The organism is Acinetobacter sp. WCHAc010052, from assembly GCF_002165295.2.
Lineage (GTDB): Bacteria > Pseudomonadota > Gammaproteobacteria > Pseudomonadales > Moraxellaceae > Acinetobacter > Acinetobacter chinensis.
The window spans coordinates 2,322,400-2,340,808 of record NZ_CP032143.1 but is presented as its reverse complement, the minus strand read 5'-3'; the positions used below and the strand labels follow the sequence as shown (position 1 = coordinate 2,340,808).

Sequence of the window (18,409 nt, the reverse complement as noted above, 5' to 3'; positions counted from 1 at the left end):
TTGCCAGTTTACTCATTTTAAGCTTAATATGTATGGAAATGCATATATCCATATATAGAGATGAATCAAGTTGATTTTTTTAAATGTCTGGCGGATCAAACCCGGCTCGATATTTTACTGATGATCGTGAAGCAGGGCGAACGCTGTGTCTGTGATTTAACAGAAATTCTGGAGTTCAGTCAGCCAAAAATTTCACGTCATCTCGCACTGCTGCGCACTTCACAGATTTTACAGGATCGCCGCCAGGGGCAATGGGTCTACTATCAGTTACATGATGATTTAGCCCCGTGGTGTAAAGAGATTTTACTCAGACTCGCAGAACAGGATCAGCGGTTTAACCTGGTTGAAAATTCATGTTCTGAAAATTCAAACTGTTGTGAATAGGTGATTGAATTAAGATGAAAATTTTATTTTTATGTACAGGTAACAGCTGTCGTAGCATTCTGTCTGAAGCTTTGTTTAATGTACAGGCACCATCAGGTTTTCAGGCATGTAGCGCAGGCAGTCATCCATCTGGACAGGTTCATCCACTCACATTGAAAACCTTGCAAAGTTTAAATATCCCGACTGAGGATTTATTCAGTAAAAATATGCAGGCATGTGAAGCCTTTGCTCCTGAAATTGTGGTGACGGTGTGTAGCGAAGCGGCTAATGAATCGTGCCCACTTTATTTGGGTAATGCTTTAAAAGTTCATTGGGGTTTGGATGATCCATCGCATCTGGATTTGCCGGAAGCAGAAAAATTACAGGCATTTAATTTAACGGTGCAACATATCCAACGACGTTTTGATGCTTTTTTTGCACTGGATTTTGAACAATTGAATGCACAGGAATTAGCCAAAGCACTCGAAAAAATTGCTTTGATTGCGTGAAGATTCGTCTATGTCAGTTCAGAAACTTTCTTTTTTAGATCGGAATCTTACGCTTTGGATTTTTATCGCCATGGCGATTGGCATTGCAATCGGTCTGTTTTTTCCTGAATCAGCACAAACGCTGAATCAGATGAGTGTGGGTACGGTGAATTTACCGATTGCCATTGGTTTGATTTTGATGATGTATCCACCTTTAGCCAAAGTGGATTATAAAAATTTAAGCCAGGTTTTTCAGGATAAGCGAACCTTAGTTTTGTCTTTGCTGCAAAATTGGTTGATTGCACCGTGTCTGATGTTTGCACTCGCAATTCTGTTTTTGCAGAACTATCCAGAATATATGACAGGGCTGATTTTGATCGGCTTGGCACGTTGTATTGCAATGGTATTGGTGTGGAATAATCTTGCCTGTGGTGATCATCAATATGTTGCAGCCTTGGTGGCATTTAACAGTATTTTCCAGATCCTGTTTTTCAGCAGTTATGCATGGTTATTTTTAACTTATTTACCGCCATTTTTTGGTGTTGAAGCGCAAGTGATCAATGTCAGTTTTTGGACGATCACCCAAGCGGTGCTGATTTATCTGGGTATTCCATTCTTATTAGGTTTTTTAACCCGTTTGATTCTCGTCAAACAAAAGGGTCTGGATTGGTATCAAAATCGTTTTATTCCTAAAATCAGTCCGCTGAGTTTACTGGCATTGCTGTTTACCATTGTGGCGATGTTCAGCTTAAAAGGTGCAGATGTGGTGGCGTTGCCATTGGATGTATTGCGAATTGCTATTCCTCTGACGCTGTATTTTATTGCGATGTTTTTTATCAGCTTTTTATGAGCAAATGGATGGGCAATGATTATCCGAAAACAACAGCTATTTCATTTACCGCAGCAGGTAATAACTTTGAGTTGGCACTTGCAGTGGCAATCGCAACTTTTGGTCTGGCTTCGCCAGTAGCATTTACCACGGTGATTGGTCCTTTGGTTGAAGTACCTGTGTTGATTGCTTTGGTGAGTGTGTCGCTTTGGTTACGTAAAAAAGTATTTAAAGAGGTGGGTGTTAAATGATATTGCCAGATATAGATTCAGTATTGTTCGAATAATGGATCGTTATTCTGAGTGTAAGAAATGGGCAGATAATCTATTGAAATGGGTGAATCTGAAGTCAATTTGATGACTATATTTCATACCGAAAATAATCGGGATTCAAATATGGTTTAATAATAGACTTCTTGCGAAAGTTAGTTTCGGCAAGATCTGAATCAATATTGAAGGTTCCCTCTCCTTTCAGGATGAGAAACATCGTTTCGCAAGAGGGAGAGGCTTTCTATTTAAAAGCCCTCATCCTCTTGCGGAGTTACCTCCTCATCCCAAAGGGAGAAGGAACTTCCAACATTCTTTTGAATATGTTTTAAATCTAAAATTTGAACATTTTTTGACTTATGCAAGAGGTCTAATGTTGTAGCAAAACTTTGTTTAGCTCCCGATGTTTTTAGCACAAGGTATTCGAACGTTTATTCAATCGAAGCCTCTAACTTTTTAACAATCTGACAATGATCAATGGTGCTGTCTGAAGCGCAGGATTGGCGCAGGGCAATCAATTGTGTTTTAAAACTCTGCAATTCCAGAATCCGTGTTTCCACATGTTGAATGTGTTCCTCAATTAACTGATCGACAATTTTACAGCCACGTTCAGGATGTTGCACCTGCTCCAGTAATGCCACAATTTCATGCAATGTCATATCAAGGGCACGACAGCGTTTGATAAAGATCAGGCGTTTCAGGCATTCATCATCATAATATTTATAATTATTTTCAGCACGAAAGCTTGGTTGAATCAATTGTTTTTTTTCATAAAAACGAATGGTGTCGGTACTCAGTTGGGTCTTTTTAGCCAGGTCGCTGATGAGATACTGTTGCATGGTGAATTTCTCCAGAAATATTCAAACAAGGCTTGACCTTGGAGTTAGTCCATAGTTTTAAATAGCATAATACAGATGAATTATTAATCAAGGGGAACGCACATGGCATGTTGTGATTGCAGTCATGAACCTGCACCGAAAAAACCAGACAGTAAGTTCAGAACAGCATTGTGGATTGCATTGTTTATTAACCTTGCTATGTTCTTTGTCGAGTTGATTGGTGGTGCTTATGCACATTCATCAGCACTGTGGGCAGATTCTTTGGACTTCTTTGGTGATGCAGTCAACTACGGGATTTCACTTGCCGTGTTGGGTGCAAGTCTGTACTGGCGTGCGACAGTGGCATTGCTGAAAGGTTTGACCATGGCGTTGTTTGGTTTTGTGGTGATCGGTAAATCTGCCTATGCTTATATCCAGGGAATTCCACCTGAAGCAATTACCATGGGGGCAATCGGTATTCTGGCGTTGATTGCTAATGTGGTTGCCGCAGTAGTTCTGTACGCTTTCCGCGATGGTGATTCCAACATGCAGTCTGTGTGGCTGTGCAGTCGTAATGATGCGATAGGTAATGTTGCAGTGATCCTGGCAGCGGTGGGGGTATTTGGTACAGGAAGTTTATTACCGGATATTATTGTTGCAGTGATTATGGCGACTTTAGGCTTAACCGGTGGCTATCAGGTGATTAAGAAAGCGTTGCAGGAACGAAGAGAATTTAAAAATGCAGTTAAAGTTTAAATGCTGATTTAAGTCATGCATTTTCAAATTTAAGTAAAGCCAGATTACACAATGAATCTGGCTTTTTATTTAATTCACTGTAAGATCATGTTTGAATATTATAAGAAATCGCTTTTGCTGGGAGCGTGGAAAATGAAACATGAAAGTATTCAAGAGTTTTATCAACGCTTTTCAGAGACGAAGGGAACAAGTTTTACACCACAATTTTCATCCATTGGTCATTTCAATGTATTTCAGCGTAGTGCATGTAGCTTTCTTACCCCATACAGTCGTCGCGATTATTATAAAATTTCGTTAGTTTTAGGGACGGGTGAATTACATTATGCCAATCGCTGGATCAAAGTTGACCGACCAGCATTGTTATTTTCAAATCCAATCATTCCTTATTCATGGGAAATTCATTCACCTGAGCAAGCAGGCTGGTTTTGTTTATTTACTGAAGATTTTATTCAGCATGAAGTACGGCAAAATTTTTTAAAAGATTCTCCACTTTTTAAAGTGGATGGAGACCCTTTATATTTTCTGGATGATCGTCAAGTTGATGAAATATCATTTATTTTTAAGAAAATGATGCATGAAGTTTCCAGTGACTATATTCATAAATACAATGTGTTAAGGAATTATTTGCATTTAATTGTTCATGAAGCTGTAAAAATGAAACCAACTCAACAGTTTGAACAACATAGCAATGCAGCAGTGAAAATCAGCCATTTGTTTTTTGAGTTGCTAGAGCGACAATTTCCAATCGATTCCCCACATTTTCATTTAACGCTTAAAACGCCGAATGATTTTGCTTATCACTTATCTGTTCATGTGAATCATTTAAATCGTGCAGTTAAAGAAGCAACAGGCAAGACCACTTCTGAACATATCAGTTCAAGAGTGTGTCAGGAAGCGAAGGCATTACTTCAATTCACAAATTGGAATATTTCAGAAATTGCTTATAGTTTAGGTTTTGAATATCCAGCATATTTCACCAATTTTTTTAAAAAGCTTACAGGTCAATCACCTAAAATATTTCGAGAGTCTGTTATAAAAACTGAAAGTTCATCTGTTTAACGATGTTTGAATTTTATAAGTAATGGTTTGATTGTTATACGTGATATTTTCATCAACGCTTTATATTGAATAGACCAGCATGATTTATTCACAAAGAGGCGATAACAATGAAATATAGAGAACTCGCAAAAACAGGTGAGCAACTTTCAGCAATTGGCTTGGGTTGCATGGGAATGAGTTTTGCCTATGGCGCTAGCGATGATCAGCAAAGTATAAAGACTTTATATGAAGCATTGGAACTCGGAATTAATTTCTGGGATACAGCGGATATGTATGGCAATGGTGCAAATGAAGAACTTTTAGCAAAAGTTTTGAAATCACGGCGTGATCAGGTCTTTATCGCTACAAAATTTGGCTTTCGTTATCCTGAAAATTCAGGAAAAGTTGAAAATTCACTAAACAGTTATATTGATGGCTCTCCTGAGTGGATTCGGATTGCTGTAGAAAACAGTTTGAAGCGTTTAAACACAGATGTGATTGATATGTATTATGCACATCGCATTGATCCACAAGTTCCGCTTGAAGATACGATTGGGGCAATGGCTGATTTAGTTCAAGCAGGAAAAGTGAAATATCTTGGCTTGAGTGAGGCTTCTGCTGAATCAATTCGTAAAGCACATGCGATTCATCCAGTTTCAGCATTGCAATATGAATATTCCGTATTAACGCGAGATGTAGAGGAAAGTATTTTGCCTTTGAGTCGTGAGTTAGGTATTTCTTTTGTGCCTTATTCCCCGTTATCACGTGGGCTGATGACCAATCATCTTGATCCAGATCAATTGGATGTTCATGATTTTAGAAAACATTTACCTCGTTATCAGGGAGCAAATCTTGCTAATAATCAAGCATTGGCGCAAGCATTTTCAGACTTTGCAGCATCTAAACAATTAACTGCTGCACAACTTGCTTTGGCGTGGGTATTGAATCGTGGTGAAAACATTATTCCAATCCCAGGAACTCGAAAAGTTGAGCGTCTGATTGAAAATGCAAAAGCGGTTGATGTGAAATTGACTCAGCAGGATTTAACTGAGATTGAACAAATTATTCATCAATATCCAAATATTGGGGCACGGTATAATTCAGAGCAACTTGCGACAGTAAATCATTAACTGGAATAGAAAAACCAGAGCCGAGGCTCTGGTTTTTCTATGGATAAGTCAAATGTACTTATTTCTGATCAGGTAAAGCATAGGCAATAATATAATCACCCACATCTTTAGAATGGCTTGCACCACCCGCAGAGATGACAACATACTGTTTACCTGTTTTCGGAGATTTATAAATCAATGGTGCGGCAACAGCAGCAACTGGAAGCTCAGCTTTCCAGACTTCTTTACCTGTTTTAGAGTCTAAAGCACGTAAGTAATAATCTTGCGTACCGGCAAAGAACACTAAACCAGAAGCTGTTGAAGTAGGACCACCTAAAGTTGGCATACCTAAAGGCATAGGCATGTGTGATTTAACACCTAAAGGTCCAAGTTGTTCAGCAGTCCCCATAGGCACTTCCCAAACGACTTTTTTAGATTTTAAATCAATCGCTGTCATGGTGCCGAAAGGTGGGCGGTTACATGGTACACCTAATGCAGATTGCATGATGTCAATTTTCACACCCGCATAAGGACCTGCAAATTGTGGACGTACAGTACCCATAAATCCAGGCACTTCATCAGTTGAAATTTTGTATTTGCCCATGTCTTCTTTACGGACTAAAGACATACGAAGCGGCATACGCATATCGTTGACGAACATTAAACCAGTCGATTCATCAATTGAAATACCACCCCAGTTCATACCACCCAATAGACTTGGCCATTCGATATATGGTTTTTCGCCTGGTGGAGTATAAAGACCTTGATAGACTAAGTCTTTATAATCAATACGACAGTTCAACTGGTCAAATGTAGAAATCCCCCACATGTCTTTTTCACGTAAAGTGTCATTACCAATTTGTGGCATATCTACAGAATAAGGTTGAGTTGGAGAAAGTTTTTCGCCTTCAGCCGCGCCAGAAGTTGGCACTGCTTTTTCAACCACTTTAGAAACAGGTTGTCCTGTACGACGGTCTAATACAAAGATTTGTCCCATTTTCGTGGTTTGAATCAATGCTGGAACTTTTTGACCTTGTTCATTGGTCATGTCGTATAAAACAGGTTGTGACGGTAAATCATAATCCCAAACGTCATGATGCACGATTTGATAAGACCATACAGTTTTACCCGTAGTGGCATTGACAGCAACAACAGCAGAACCAAATTTTTCTTTGGCACCGTTACGGTCGCCACCCCAGTAATCTGGAGGACCATTACCTGTAGGTAAATAAACCAGATTTAGATCTTTGTCATACGTTGGAATGGTCCACATATTGGGTGTTTCAAGGGTGAAACCTTTTCCGTTTGTAGGCTCACCAGAAAGTTCAGGATTACCCACATCCCAAGCCCAAGCGAGTTTACCTGTACGCACATCATAAGCACGAACGACACCAGAAGGTTCGCCGTGAACAATATCACGTACCCAACCGCCAAGAATTGTCACATGACCTGCAATTAATGGTGTAGAAGTAGGGTGATAACGTTTACTTTGTTCAGTTGGTCCCATGTCATGTAAAACATCGACTTGACCATTGACACCGAACTCAGAACACAAAGCACCCGTTTTGGCATTTAACGCAATTAAACGACCATCCACAGTCGAAGTTAAAATACGTTGTGGACAGGCTTTAATACCATTCGATGCTAAATCAGCAGGAGTGAGAGAAGCATCTTTGCTTGCATCATAATAACCGACACCACGACAGGTAATATGTTCCGCTGTTTTTGCCTTAGGATCATATTTCCAGATGGCTTTACCACTATCACCATCAATTGCAGTAATGATATTGGTCGGTGTACATGAATAAAGCGTACTACCAATTTGAATTGGTGTATTTTCATCCACACCTGCTTTTAAATCACGACCTGTGTGATACGTCCAGGCAACTTTTAAATCTTTGACATTTTCAGGGCTAATGTCGGTATAAGGCGCAAAACGTGTACCATTGCCATTACGACCGAAATATTCCCAGTTATCTGAGTTTTCAGCATTGGGTTTTGCAAGGTTTGGATCTTGAACCAGATCGATTGGATTTAAAACTTTACCGTGTGGGTAAAATGCTGCAATCAGTGCAACAACACAGGCAGCGAAACCTACAAATCCAACTTGATTTGCGGTTTTTACTTTTTTACTGGTTAATGCAGGCAGACTGTGACTTGCCCATAAACTTAAAACAAATAAAACTGTTGGAATTACCAAACGCGGAATGTATTGCCAGAAGTCCAGACCTTGAACTTCTGCAATTGCCCAGATCACAGTGGCAACAAATGTGATGATAGACAGCCATAAACCAGCGGCTTTTTTTAACGCATATAGAATCGCAATGATGATGTACGCAACACCAGCAATAACGTAATAACTTGAACCACCTAAGCTCAATAATTTTGAACCCTGGATGATGAGATATAGGGCAATGAGTGCAGTCAAGACGATAAAGAAGTATCGATAGACTTTGGACTTGGTTGCCTCTACGGGAGAGTTTTGCTCTGTGCTCATACCTTGCCTCTTGGTAAATTCGGCTTGGTTGCATAGTTCAGAAAAGAATAACGGGCATGTTATAGGGGCTGTTGAGATTTCATCAATGATTTACGTTATGTCGAGAAATGATTGAGTTCACCATTTTGAATAATGAAACTCATATTTCACGTTACGTATCATTGAAAAATACATATTGTCGCAAACATAGACGAATGCTCAACAGACTCAAATCTTATCGAATTCAATAGCTATGTAACAAAGTCATCAGGAATCAATCGCTGGGTAAGCAATTGATTCAATGAAGGGGAGAGATTTTGTGGTTAATATTGTACCACTTTATCGCATAATGATAAAATCTATTAAAATTTAGAAAAATAGAATGACTTGTTTGTATATTTCAATGACTTGAATGCAACAGGAGGGTTATTTAAAAAAAAGTGTGTCTAATTTTTTTATGTAATATCAAAAAAACTGTGTTTTAGGCTGGACTGACTGGTTTATATAAGAGAACAGGATTGATCGCACGGTTTTTATTTTTAAAAGGCAGTCTGTTATAGTTACTCGCTTTTCATCAGCTCTTTTTTAGAATGAATATGATTTGCATCGTATTTTTACTCTAAAAAATAAAAAAGATGCTGTCAGATGTGAAAAAAAAATTCTAATTAAATACAGGTCTGTTTTTAGCGCAGATCAGTAAATACTTTAAACCTATAATTTTTATGTATTCAGATGTTCATGGTTTTCCAGATTAACAGGGCATCTGAAACTTGGTGTAGCAGGCAGTACTTATGTCCAAAAAGGATGAAATTATTGATACAGCATTAAAACTCTTTAATGCGTATGGATATAATGCAATTGGTGTTGATCGTATTATCAATGAGTCAGGTGTCGCAAAAATGACTTTTTATAAATACTTTTCATCCAAGGCAAAACTGATTGAAGATTGTCTGCATCAGAGAAACCTGAATTTACAGTTTGCGTTAAATGCTGCGATTGCTGAATGTGATTCCACGGATTATATCAACCATTTACGCACAGTTTTTTACTGGTATGATCACTGGTTTAAGATGGAAGACTTCAATGGCTGCATGTTCCAGAAGGCAATTGAAGAAGTTTCCACAATGTATCCTTCAACCCTGGAACCTGCCACGGAGTACAGGCAATGGCTGACAGCACGTATGGACAGTGCTCTGAAAGGTTTGGGTATACAGCAGTCTTTGTCACTGGCAATGGTACTGACAAGTTTACTGGATGGCATGACAATACAGGCTCAGATTAAACCAGAAACTGTGAAAATAGAGGAATACTGGGACAGGGTTTATCAGCTGATTCAGTTTGAAGCAAATGAAACAGTCTGAGTTGAATCTCAGGGCTTAAAAATAAAAAAGCGTGATTTTTAAATCACGCTTCGCTGAAAAAGTTTATTTGTTAATACAATGAACAATTCTTAAAAAGAATGTTTAAGACATTAACATGAGAAGCTTTAATCTTCTTTCTTATGGTTATTTTAATATAGACGGTACATCCTCTGAAATTTTATCCATTTTAAACAGTGATTCAGAAATAACTTCACACTGAATATTTTATTTTTTGATTATATTTAATCTTTTGAAGAAAAACAACTTTTATGGAAAAAGTAAAGTCTGATATGTGCATCAGTTCAAATAAACCGGACTTTTGTCCGGTTTATTTGAATCAGGATTACTTTTCAACAAAGGCACGTTCAATAACGTAGTCACCAAGAACACCCATTTTAGGAGATTCTTTCAGACCATGCTGGTCAAGAAGTGCTGCAACATCATCCAGGAAAGCAGGGCTACCGCAAAGCATTGCACGGTCGGTTTCAGGGTTGAAACGTGGTAACCCAATTTTTTCAAACAGCTGACCAGATTCAATCGCAGTTGTGACACGACCCTGAGTATGGAACTCTTCACGTGTCACAGTTGGGTAATAGACTAACTTTTCTTTAGCACCAAGCTCAGAGAAAAATTCGTGATTCGGAATTTCATTTAAAATCAGATCCTGGTACGCCAGTTCTGAAATAAAGCGTGTGCCATGAACCACAATAATTTTTTCAAAACGCTCATAGGTTTCTGGATCACGGATGGTAGATAAAAATGGTGCCAGACCAGTACCCGAAGACAGCAGATATAAGTTTTTACCTGGGTTCAGGTCATCCAGAACCAGTGTTCCAGTCGGTTTTTTTGAAATAAGAATATCGTCACCAACTTTAACTTTCTGTAAAATTGAAGTTAAAGGACCATCTGGAACTTTAATAGAGAAGAATTCAAGTTCTTCTTCGTAGTTTGCACTTGCAATTGAATATGCACGCATTAAAGGCTTACCGTTGACTTCCAGTCCAATCATCACAAACTGACCATTTTTAAAACGCAGTGCAGTATCACGCGTTGTTTTAAAACTGAATAATGTGTCATTCCAGTGATGAACGTGAGTAATCTTTTCGACGTTGAAAGCAGCCATTAAAGGTCTCAATAAATTATCAAATTAGAACAGCTTGCTATTCTAATCTAAAATCATTCTCTATAAACTGAATATATTTAATTGAGCTTATCAGAAAAAGTGATTATGTCTGAAATCAGCTTACCAATAATTGGTTATATGAATTCTCCGTACCATGAAAAGTTCGGTATCCCGAGGCAGCCGAATCTGGTACAGGTGGAGTCCTGGATTGAAATGGTTGAGCCTTATAATGATCTGCTTGCCTTTGAAGGTATTGAAGAATTCAGTCATTTATGGCTGATATGGCAGTTTCATGATAATAAAAATCAGCAGAGTGAGAAGTTTCGCCCACAGGTACGTCCACCCAGACTTGGGGGAAATAAAAAAACAGGTGTATTTGCGACACGCAGTATGTACAGACCGTCACCTGTTGGACTGTCTGTTGTTCAGTTAAAAGAAGTTAAAAAAATGGGTAAGTCTGTTCGGGTTTGTGTGACAGGCAGTGATTTACTGGATGGTACGCCAGTGCTGGACATTAAACCTTATATTCAGTATTCAGATTCAGTACCGCATGCAATCAGTGGTTATGCACAGGATGAACCGGTCAGAAAACAGGTGAGCTGGACTGAAACGGCACAGCAGCATCAACAGCATTTTCTTGAATCTCAAATGATCACCGTCCAGCTGGTCAATGAGCTTGAGCAGGTGCTGGCACTGGATCCGAGACCAGCTTATCAGCAGGATTCTGAGCGTTCTTATGGACTTTGCTTTGGCGGAGTCAATGTGCGTTTTACCGCAGATGATCAGTGTATTTATATAACAGCACTTGAGGAACAGCACTGAATCAGTACTGTTCCGGGTGATGGCTTATTTTAGTTTCTGAGCTGAATCTATATATGTACTTGCTGTTTTGTTAAACAGGGTACACTGATTTTTTGCGGCTTCAAGTTCCCACTTATGGTTTTTGTTTGCAGGACGATCTTTTATCAGTTCTTCGAGCTCAGCTATTTCATCCTGAATGTTATACATGATGCCCGCTTTTTCATAATAGTCACCTTGAGCATACTCGGTTCCAGTATTCAATAATGCATCACGTGAGTAGTCATATATTTCATTGGATATATGGACAGAATATCCAGCTATCTTCTGAGTTTTATATCCATCAGGGAAATATCGGTTAAGATCCTGTAACCAATCAGAATCCAGAGGATTGTAATAGTAAATATCCATTACAGGTTGATTGGAGGATGACGTTTTTTCACGTAGACAGACTGAACCCTTTGGAAAATTAAGACCCTGTAATTTTTTTAAATAATTACTGGTGGTTGGGGTATTGGTGGACTGTAAGTCACTTTCGCTAAGATGTGTATAAGTATCAATATAATAACTGAGTGGTTTGCCTGAGAGATCAATCACCTCATAATCAATTGTGAATTGTAGACCTTTCAGCTTTTTGATGGAATTAGGTGTAAAGGTCCATTGGCTCCCATTTTTTTTAAAGTTTAAGTCGACTCCTATATGGTAACCCCATTGTGTTTTTGTTTTTGGAGTCTGATATAACCCATCTGCAGTCAGGCTATCAGTATAAAGATCATAGTCATCTGTTGGGAAAATACCAGAATTTGTATATACCAGATTATTGTAAATATTGCCATTCTGGATTGTGAGCAGTTCTTTGGTCAGCAGATTTGGATAATCACTGGATGGTGGAGCATATCCTAATTCATATGAAGCCCATTCTGGATTGTTGACTACACTCTCTCCAAGAGCGTCATTTGGGATATTTTCAGCTGAAGCATTTCCTGAGTCTGATGAATCACCTCCACCACAGGCAGCCAGTACAAAAGCAGAAAAAACAGTTACCCCTAAAAATTTAATATTCATAACACCCTCAAAATTACTAATTATCGCTTGTATAAAGCAAGCGGATTTTATCTGAACTTTTTTATACTTGTAATGGTAAAAAGTTAAAAAACAATAGTTTATTTTAGTTGAGAGTTTTTGAGCGTGGACGCAGGGTGTGAACTGAATATTCTGTATCTCACAGTTTATTAACTGCTGGGTTTGAGATCTGTAATGAGTGGTTGTCTCGTGATCAAATGCTGTTTGTGATCATTTTATATTTTAAGAAATACAAGCAGTCCATAGTGGAATATGAACTGCTTGAAGCATTAATTATTTTAGAGGTGTACCTAAAATATCGTAAACTGCTTTGGTTGCAACAGGGTTGAGATAATCACAGGAATTTTCAAGTGCTTTCTTTATCTGGGCTTCTATTGCAATTTCAGGATAATATTCATCATATCCATTAAAATAACTTTGCTGTTTATTTCTGAAAGGTGTAGGGTCAAAACGCACTCCTTTTCCAGTTTTCCGCACGCTATAAAATTTATTATTGTATTTTGCTATGCCCCAATGAAAATCAACATTGCTCATCAGGGGAGTAAAGTCATCCTGATGAATATAGGGCATATTTACTTTACTGATTTCAGGTGAAATGAAACCTTCCATTTGTCTGTGGTACTCAGGTGATGCACCTTCAGCATAATCATACCAGATATTCTGTGCAGCATTTTGATCATTATAGAGTTGAAGCTCCCATGTATCCTGATTTTGAGTAGTCTTCTGAAGCTGAAGGCAAGTCGCACCATTTGGGAATTTTTTACCTTTAAATTGTTCCAGTGTTGCGAGTGCTTTGATGTTGTGATTATAAAGCTGATCAGTATAGGGGACATTTCTTTGATTTACAGCAATATAAGGTTCAATACTTTCAAGGATATCCTGACCGGAAATGTTCAGAAGTTTATATTCATATTTGATTTCCAGTTGATTAATATTGATAGGTGAATTAGGTTTCAGTAACCATTCGGTATTAGTAACTGTAATATTTCCTGCAAGGGTTCCATCGGTTTTATCAACAGTTCCATTTGAATATATCGAGTCCGGGGTGGAATGTATCAAATTTTTCCCAATGCCTGCTAATTCGGGATTGAATGATTTTACGTAAAGTTTACCATCTTTGATGGTAAATGTTTGCGAGCTGTATTCTGCATATATCTCACTGTCATTTGGATCTGTTTGGTTTCCAGGAATCTTAAATTTTGTCCATTGTTCTGTTTTAGATGGGGTTGGCTGAGGGGCAGAACCACTATCATTTTTATCATCATCACTACATGCACTCAGTAAAAACAGTGAAGATAATGTAAGAGCTAAACATTTTTTTATGATCATTATTACATCTCTTTGTTATTTTGTGATCAATTTATCATTATTTTTCTTTAATTCAAAGAAATTCAAATCTGCTTACATTCTTCTTATTTTATTTATCAGTCAGAAATATCTGTAAGTGACAGAGAGTTAATGCATTTCTGCTATACTGGTGGTGTCTTTTGGGGAAATAAAAATGCAATTCAATTTTGAAATTGATACGACCTGGTGTCTCGACCAGTTATTAAAAGATGGCAAAATTACTGAACGGGAAAAAATGAGGGTACAGACCACGCATCGACAGCGTGATCAGCTGAAGTGGCACCCTTTACAATGGATTTCAAATTTCAGTCTGGTGGACCAGAGTCATCCGCAAAGTACTTTAACCCTGAACCGTTTATGTCAGTGGCTGGCAGAAAAATCAGAATTGCCTTTTTATATTATTGACCCACTAAAGGCCGATGTGCAGGCGCTGACAGCTGTAATGTCACAGGAGTTTGCTGTCAGAAACCGAATTCTTGCTGTGGAAATTCAGACAGATACCATTTTAATTGCGACAGATCAGCCTTATGTGACTGAGTGGGTATCCAATCTGGAAAGAAGTCTGTTACCGCGTAAAATAAAGCGTGTTCTGCTCAATCCGGAACAGTTACAGCGTTATCTGGTGGAGTATTATCAGGTCAGTCGCGCTGTGCATTCATCACAGAAATCAAATGCTTATGACCGTGAAAACAAAGGTGTAGAGGCATTGTTACAGCTGGGGGATACACAGAACCCTGATGCCAATGATCAGCATATTGTTAAACTGGTGGACTGGGTTTTACAGTTTGCATTTGAACAGGGTGCCAGTGATATTCATCTGGAACCTCGCAAAGATACAGGTAAAGTACGTTTCAGAATTGATGGTGTACTGCACACCATTTACAACATGCCGGCAAATACACTGACTGCGGTGATTTCCCGTATTAAAATTCTGGGACGTATGAATGTCGCTGAAAAACGTAAACCGCAGGATGGTCGCTTAAAGACCCGAACACCTAAAGGGCAGGAAACAGAGCTTCGTCTTTCAACCTTGCCTACGGCTTTTGGCGAAAAACTGGTGATGCGTATTTTTGACCCGGAAGTTCTGGTCAGAAGTTTTCAGCAGCTCGGTTTTGAAGGTGGACTGCTTGAGAGCTGGCAGACACTGACAGCGCACAGTCATGGTATTATTCTGGTGACAGGTCCGACAGGGTCTGGTAAAACGACGACTCTTTATTCATCACTGAAACAGCTGGCAACAGATGAAGTCAATGTCTGTACGATTGAAGACCCGATTGAAATGCTCGAACCGAGTTTTAACCAGATGCAGGTCAATCAGGGCATTGAACTCGGATTTGCAGATGGTGTCAGGGCACTGATGCGTCAGGACCCCGACATTATTATGGTGGGGGAAATACGTGACCAGGACACTGCAAATATGGCCATTCAGGCAGCTTTAACGGGTCATCTGGTCTTATCTACATTGCACACCAACGATGCTCCTTCCAGTCTGACCCGACTTCATGATCTGGGGGTGCAGCCATTTTTAACTGCTGCAACCATTCTGGGTGTACTGGCACAGCGACTGGTCAGACGTTTATGTCCACAGTGTAAACAGGAAACTTTTTTGAATGATCAGGAATGGGATCATCTGACGTATGACTATGCCATAGAAAAACCCGAGTTTGTCTTTAAGGCAACAGGATGCGAGGCGTGTCGCCATACAGGGTATAAAGGTCGTGTCGGTATTTATGAGTTTATGCCTGTCAGCCTGGAGTCCAAACAGATGATCGGTGCAAATGCAAATCTGACGCAACTGCGTGAGCAGGCAAAGAAAGAAGGTATTGAACCTTTAAGAATTGCAGGTGCGCGCAAGGTGGTGGAAGGGATGACGACCCTTGAGGAAGTTCTGCGGGTTGTGCCATTGAGCTGAAATGCTTCATCTTAAGATTCACCTCATGTTTGTTTGATTTAATGACTGCATCAGATAACTGAACAAGTAGATGAGGAAGAAGAAATGAACGTATTTTCAAAAGCTTTAATGGTTGCGGGTATTGTTGGCAGTACTACATTTGCAATGGCGAACACTCCTGTCAATCAGGCAGCAGTCGCTGCTCAGGCTGTACCGACTACGGTTAAACATGCACTGACACTCAAAGATGATTCACCGGTACAGCTGAAAGGTTATGTTGTTAAAGCTATCGGTGATGAAAAATATCAGTTCCGTGACAGTACAGGAACTATTACTGTAGATATTGATGATGAGCTATGGAAAGGTAAGCCTGTTTCTGCAAGAACGCCTGTGACCATTACCGGTGAGGTGGATATTGATTATAAACCTGCAAAGCGTGTTGAAATTGATGTAGATGCTGTACAGTTCTGATCGAGCTATGGATCAACACTAACTGATCTTAGTATGAACCTGAAAAAACCATATGAGTCATCATATGGTTTTTTTGATTCAGCAGGTTTTTCAGGGCATGATAAAAGCTGTACCTGACAGATGGGTAAAATAAAATGCGGATATTACTGGCAGAAGACGATGTTTCTCAGGCAGAAAGTATAAAAACCTGGCTGGAAATGGATGGTTATCATCTGGACTGGGTGGAGCGAGGTGATCATGCCATACATGCGCTGGCTCAGCATGAATATGATTGTGTTCTGCTTGACCGTGGTTTACCTGTTGCCAGTGGTGATGAAATTCTGAAAAAACTGCGTAAGGATCATCCTGAAACACCGGTTATTTTTCTGACTGCCCGTGATGCAGTGCAGGATCGGGTGGAAGGACTGGATATGGGTGCAAATGATTATCTGGTGAAGCCTTTCAGTCTGGAGGAACTGTCTGCACGGGTACGGACTCAGCTCAGGCAGCGTCAGCAGACTGTTTCCGATCAGATTTCTTTTGGAGATATTGTCTTGAATCCGGCGGCTAAATCCGTTCATCTGAATGGTCAGCCTGTGAATCTGACTGCCCGCGAATTTCAGCTTCTGCATAAGCTGATGCTGCGCCCAGAACATATTGTGACCCGCGAACAGCTGGAGGAGTCTTTATATGCATGGGGTGATGAAATAGAAAGTAATGCTATTGAAGTCTTTATTTATCAGTTGCGTAAAAAGATAGGCAGTCATTATATAAAAACAGTCAGAGGACTCGGTTATAAAATGAATCTGCAGAAGGATTGAGTCATGGATGCCATCAAAAAGGTGTCACTGCAAAAAAAACTGGTCAGCACATCCATGCTGAGTTCAGTCGTAGCGGGTATGATTGCATTCATCTTACTGCTTGGCATTTCGGTTTATCAGACCATGAATGTGCAGGATGAGATCATGGATGAAATCTCAGACATGCTGCTGATTTCTGATCTGACCAGTGTTGCAGGCTCGGGTACTCAGCTGGATGAACTGAGTGATGAATTTGATATCCAGTATCAGTTACAGAGTCAGAACCAGGTTTTGACACACTCCATGAATTACGTACCACGCCAGAATACCCAGCAGTATGACAATGAATATTCTTTTGAATGGTTTGATGGTCAGTTATGGCGTGTTTATCAGACAGCTGATGAGAGTACGCAGTTGACAGTCATTGCTTATCAGCCTTTAAAAGTCCGTTTTAAGACATTTGTCAGTACGTTGCTAGGATATGCGGGCATTCTGCTGTTTTTATGGTTTTTGCAGTGGTTGATTGTGCATTATGCCATTGCCCGTCAGTTTAGACCTTTAAAAGATTTATCTGAAAAAATAGCGGAAAAAAGTGCAGATGATTTAAGCCCAATCGTACAGCAATCCCCTCAGCTGCTTGAAATAGAGCCTATTGTTCAGCAACTGAACCGGTTGCTTTCCCGTCTTGAGCAGGCACTGGTTTCAGAACAGCGTTTTACCGCAGATGCTTCGCATGAACTGCGTTCACCACTTTCGGCTATTCAGATGCGTTTGCAGGTACTGAAACGTAAATTTCCTGAGCTGAGTTCAGAACTTGCTGTGGTACAACAGGATGTAGACCGTGGAACAAAGGTGCTGGAAAATTTATTACTGCTTGCAAGACTTGATCCTGAAGCTGCTGATCAGTTAGCTAAAGCCCGCCATAACCTGAAACAGATAGTGGATAATGCACTGGGCACAATAGAGCCTGGACTGAAAGAGAAGTCTTTAAGCCTGAACTGTGATCTTGAGGATGTTGATTTTTACTGTAACCGCGAACTGATCTTCAGCTGCATCCGTAATCTGCTGGATAATGCCGTTCGTTACAGCCCTGAGAGAGGGGAAGTCTGTATTTCACTTCGGGCACTGAGCAAAGGTGCTGTATTGACTGTTGCAAACAGGAGTCCAGGACTGCAGGCAGATCTGAGCAGGCTTGGAGAGCGGTTTTATCGGGTACTGGGTACAAAAACTCAAGGTTCAGGACTGGGGCTGTCCATCTGTAAAAAAATTCTGGAACTGCATTACAGTCAGCTGTCCTTCGAAGCATCTGCTCCCGATAGTTTCAAAGTCCGAATAGATTTTTCTGAACATTCATAAACTGAAGAAAGGTCTGAGTCTGTCATGATCATGAAAGATGGAATGTTTACAGTCATA

Annotated in this window: 16 protein-coding genes and 1 pseudogene; 12 read left to right on the top strand and 5 right to left on the bottom strand. The window is 39.7% G+C overall.

Annotated features, from left to right (window positions below; translation table 11 throughout):
* The first annotated feature begins 60 nt into the window (after positions 1-60).
* The 3 genes and pseudogenes from CDG61_RS11590 (at position 61) to arsB (ending at position 1,931) form a co-directional block, all read left to right on the top strand.
* Entirely contained in the window at positions 61-384 is a 324-nt protein-coding gene (locus CDG61_RS11590) for an ArsR/SmtB family transcription factor (protein WP_087549278.1), read from the top strand.
* A 14-nt stretch (positions 385-398) separates the two neighbouring features.
* Positions 399-872, top strand: a complete 474-nt coding sequence (locus CDG61_RS11585; RefSeq protein WP_087549277.1) for an arsenate reductase ArsC — start codon at positions 399-401, stop codon at positions 870-872.
* Positions 873-882: 10 nt separating this feature from the next.
* Positions 883-1,931 (top strand): annotated as a pseudogene (gene arsB / locus CDG61_RS11580) (ACR3 family arsenite efflux transporter).
* 446 nt (positions 1,932-2,377) lie between these two features.
* Here the strand turns inward: arsB and CDG61_RS11575 are convergent.
* Positions 2,378-2,785, bottom strand: coding sequence for a Cd(II)/Pb(II)-responsive transcriptional regulator (locus tag CDG61_RS11575; RefSeq protein WP_087549276.1), 408 nt, complete (start codon positions 2,783-2,785; stop codon positions 2,378-2,380).
* Positions 2,786-2,887: 102 nt separating this feature from the next.
* Between CDG61_RS11575 and CDG61_RS11570 the strand changes: the two genes are divergently transcribed.
* From CDG61_RS11570 to CDG61_RS11560, 3 genes are all read left to right on the top strand, one after another.
* Positions 2,888-3,520: a cation transporter gene (locus CDG61_RS11570; RefSeq protein WP_087549275.1), complete on the top strand. Its 633-nt coding sequence runs from the start codon at positions 2,888-2,890 to the stop codon at positions 3,518-3,520.
* Between the two features lie 132 nt (positions 3,521-3,652).
* On the top strand, positions 3,653-4,579 hold the full coding sequence (locus tag CDG61_RS11565; RefSeq protein WP_068975460.1) for a helix-turn-helix domain-containing protein: 927 nt from the start codon (positions 3,653-3,655) through the stop codon (positions 4,577-4,579).
* Positions 4,580-4,686: 107 nt separating this feature from the next.
* A complete protein-coding gene (locus CDG61_RS11560; protein ID WP_087549274.1) occupies positions 4,687-5,688 on the top strand; it encodes an aldo/keto reductase in 1,002 nt (333 codons plus the stop codon).
* A gap of 58 nt (positions 5,689-5,746) precedes the next feature.
* Here CDG61_RS11560 and CDG61_RS11555 read toward each other — a convergent pair whose 3' ends face one another.
* Positions 5,747-8,164 (bottom strand): membrane-bound PQQ-dependent dehydrogenase, glucose/quinate/shikimate family, encoded by a 2,418-nt coding sequence (locus tag CDG61_RS11555; protein WP_087549273.1) that lies wholly within the window; start codon positions 8,162-8,164, stop codon positions 5,747-5,749.
* A gap of 770 nt (positions 8,165-8,934) precedes the next feature.
* On the opposite strand from CDG61_RS11555, the gene CDG61_RS11550 reads away from it, so the two are divergent.
* A complete protein-coding gene (locus CDG61_RS11550; protein WP_087549272.1) occupies positions 8,935-9,504 on the top strand; it encodes a TetR/AcrR family transcriptional regulator in 570 nt (189 codons plus the stop codon).
* 343 nt (positions 9,505-9,847) lie between these two features.
* Here CDG61_RS11550 and CDG61_RS11545 read toward each other — a convergent pair whose 3' ends face one another.
* Positions 9,848-10,627: a ferredoxin--NADP reductase gene (locus CDG61_RS11545; RefSeq protein WP_087512446.1), complete on the bottom strand. Its 780-nt coding sequence runs from the start codon at positions 10,625-10,627 to the stop codon at positions 9,848-9,850.
* Between the two features lie 105 nt (positions 10,628-10,732).
* Between CDG61_RS11545 and tsaA the strand changes: the two genes are divergently transcribed.
* Positions 10,733-11,449 carry a tRNA (N6-threonylcarbamoyladenosine(37)-N6)-methyltransferase TrmO gene (tsaA, locus tag CDG61_RS11540; RefSeq protein ID WP_171405603.1) on the top strand — a complete coding sequence of 239 codons (717 nt, stop codon included), beginning with the start codon at positions 10,733-10,735 and terminating at the stop codon, positions 11,447-11,449.
* A gap of 24 nt (positions 11,450-11,473) precedes the next feature.
* Here the strand turns inward: tsaA and CDG61_RS11535 are convergent, their stop codons facing one another.
* Both CDG61_RS11535 and CDG61_RS11530 read right to left on the bottom strand, forming a co-directional pair.
* Entirely contained in the window at positions 11,474-12,490 is a 1,017-nt protein-coding gene (locus tag CDG61_RS11535; protein ID WP_087549271.1) for a hypothetical protein, read from the bottom strand.
* A 291-nt stretch (positions 12,491-12,781) separates the two neighbouring features.
* On the bottom strand, positions 12,782-13,837 hold the full coding sequence (locus CDG61_RS11530) for a hypothetical protein (protein ID WP_087549270.1): 1,056 nt from the start codon (positions 13,835-13,837) through the stop codon (positions 12,782-12,784).
* A gap of 172 nt (positions 13,838-14,009) precedes the next feature.
* Here CDG61_RS11530 and CDG61_RS11525 point away from each other — a divergent pair, with 172 nt between their 5' ends.
* From CDG61_RS11525 to CDG61_RS11510, 4 genes are all read left to right on the top strand, one after another.
* Entirely contained in the window at positions 14,010-15,767 is a 1,758-nt protein-coding gene (locus CDG61_RS11525; protein WP_087512450.1) for a GspE/PulE family protein, read from the top strand.
* A gap of 84 nt (positions 15,768-15,851) precedes the next feature.
* Positions 15,852-16,217 (top strand): NirD/YgiW/YdeI family stress tolerance protein, encoded by a 366-nt coding sequence (locus CDG61_RS11520; RefSeq protein WP_087512451.1) that lies wholly within the window; start codon positions 15,852-15,854, stop codon positions 16,215-16,217.
* A 134-nt stretch (positions 16,218-16,351) separates the two neighbouring features.
* Positions 16,352-17,017 (top strand): response regulator transcription factor, encoded by a 666-nt coding sequence (locus tag CDG61_RS11515; protein WP_087549269.1) that lies wholly within the window; start codon positions 16,352-16,354, stop codon positions 17,015-17,017.
* Between the two features lie 12 nt (positions 17,018-17,029).
* Positions 17,030-18,352, top strand: a complete 1,323-nt coding sequence (locus CDG61_RS11510) for a sensor histidine kinase (RefSeq protein WP_087549629.1) — start codon at positions 17,030-17,032, stop codon at positions 18,350-18,352.
* Positions 18,353-18,409: the final 57 nt, after the last annotated feature.

Coding starts and splice junctions, on each gene's coding strand:
- CDG61_RS11590 (WP_087549278.1), top strand. CDS start 61: ATGAATCAAGTTGATTTTTTTAAATGTCTGGCGGATCAAACCCGGCTC.
- CDG61_RS11585 (WP_087549277.1), top strand. CDS start 399: ATGAAAATTTTATTTTTATGTACAGGTAACAGCTGTCGTAGCATTCTG.
- CDG61_RS11575 (WP_087549276.1), bottom strand. CDS start 2,785: ATGCAACAGTATCTCATCAGCGACCTGGCTAAAAAGACCCAACTGAGT.
- CDG61_RS11570 (WP_087549275.1), top strand. CDS start 2,888: ATGGCATGTTGTGATTGCAGTCATGAACCTGCACCGAAAAAACCAGAC.
- CDG61_RS11565 (WP_068975460.1), top strand. CDS start 3,653: ATGAAACATGAAAGTATTCAAGAGTTTTATCAACGCTTTTCAGAGACG.
- CDG61_RS11560 (WP_087549274.1), top strand. CDS start 4,687: ATGAAATATAGAGAACTCGCAAAAACAGGTGAGCAACTTTCAGCAATT.
- CDG61_RS11555 (WP_087549273.1), bottom strand. CDS start 8,164: ATGAGCACAGAGCAAAACTCTCCCGTAGAGGCAACCAAGTCCAAAGTC.
- CDG61_RS11550 (WP_087549272.1), top strand. CDS start 8,935: ATGTCCAAAAAGGATGAAATTATTGATACAGCATTAAAACTCTTTAAT.
- CDG61_RS11545 (WP_087512446.1), bottom strand. CDS start 10,627: ATGGCTGCTTTCAACGTCGAAAAGATTACTCACGTTCATCACTGGAAT.
- tsaA (WP_171405603.1), top strand. CDS start 10,733: ATGTCTGAAATCAGCTTACCAATAATTGGTTATATGAATTCTCCGTAC.
- CDG61_RS11535 (WP_087549271.1), bottom strand. CDS start 12,490: ATGAATATTAAATTTTTAGGGGTAACTGTTTTTTCTGCTTTTGTACTG.
- CDG61_RS11530 (WP_087549270.1), bottom strand. CDS start 13,837: ATGATCATAAAAAAATGTTTAGCTCTTACATTATCTTCACTGTTTTTA.
- CDG61_RS11525 (WP_087512450.1), top strand. CDS start 14,010: ATGCAATTCAATTTTGAAATTGATACGACCTGGTGTCTCGACCAGTTA.
- CDG61_RS11520 (WP_087512451.1), top strand. CDS start 15,852: ATGAACGTATTTTCAAAAGCTTTAATGGTTGCGGGTATTGTTGGCAGT.
- CDG61_RS11515 (WP_087549269.1), top strand. CDS start 16,352: ATGCGGATATTACTGGCAGAAGACGATGTTTCTCAGGCAGAAAGTATA.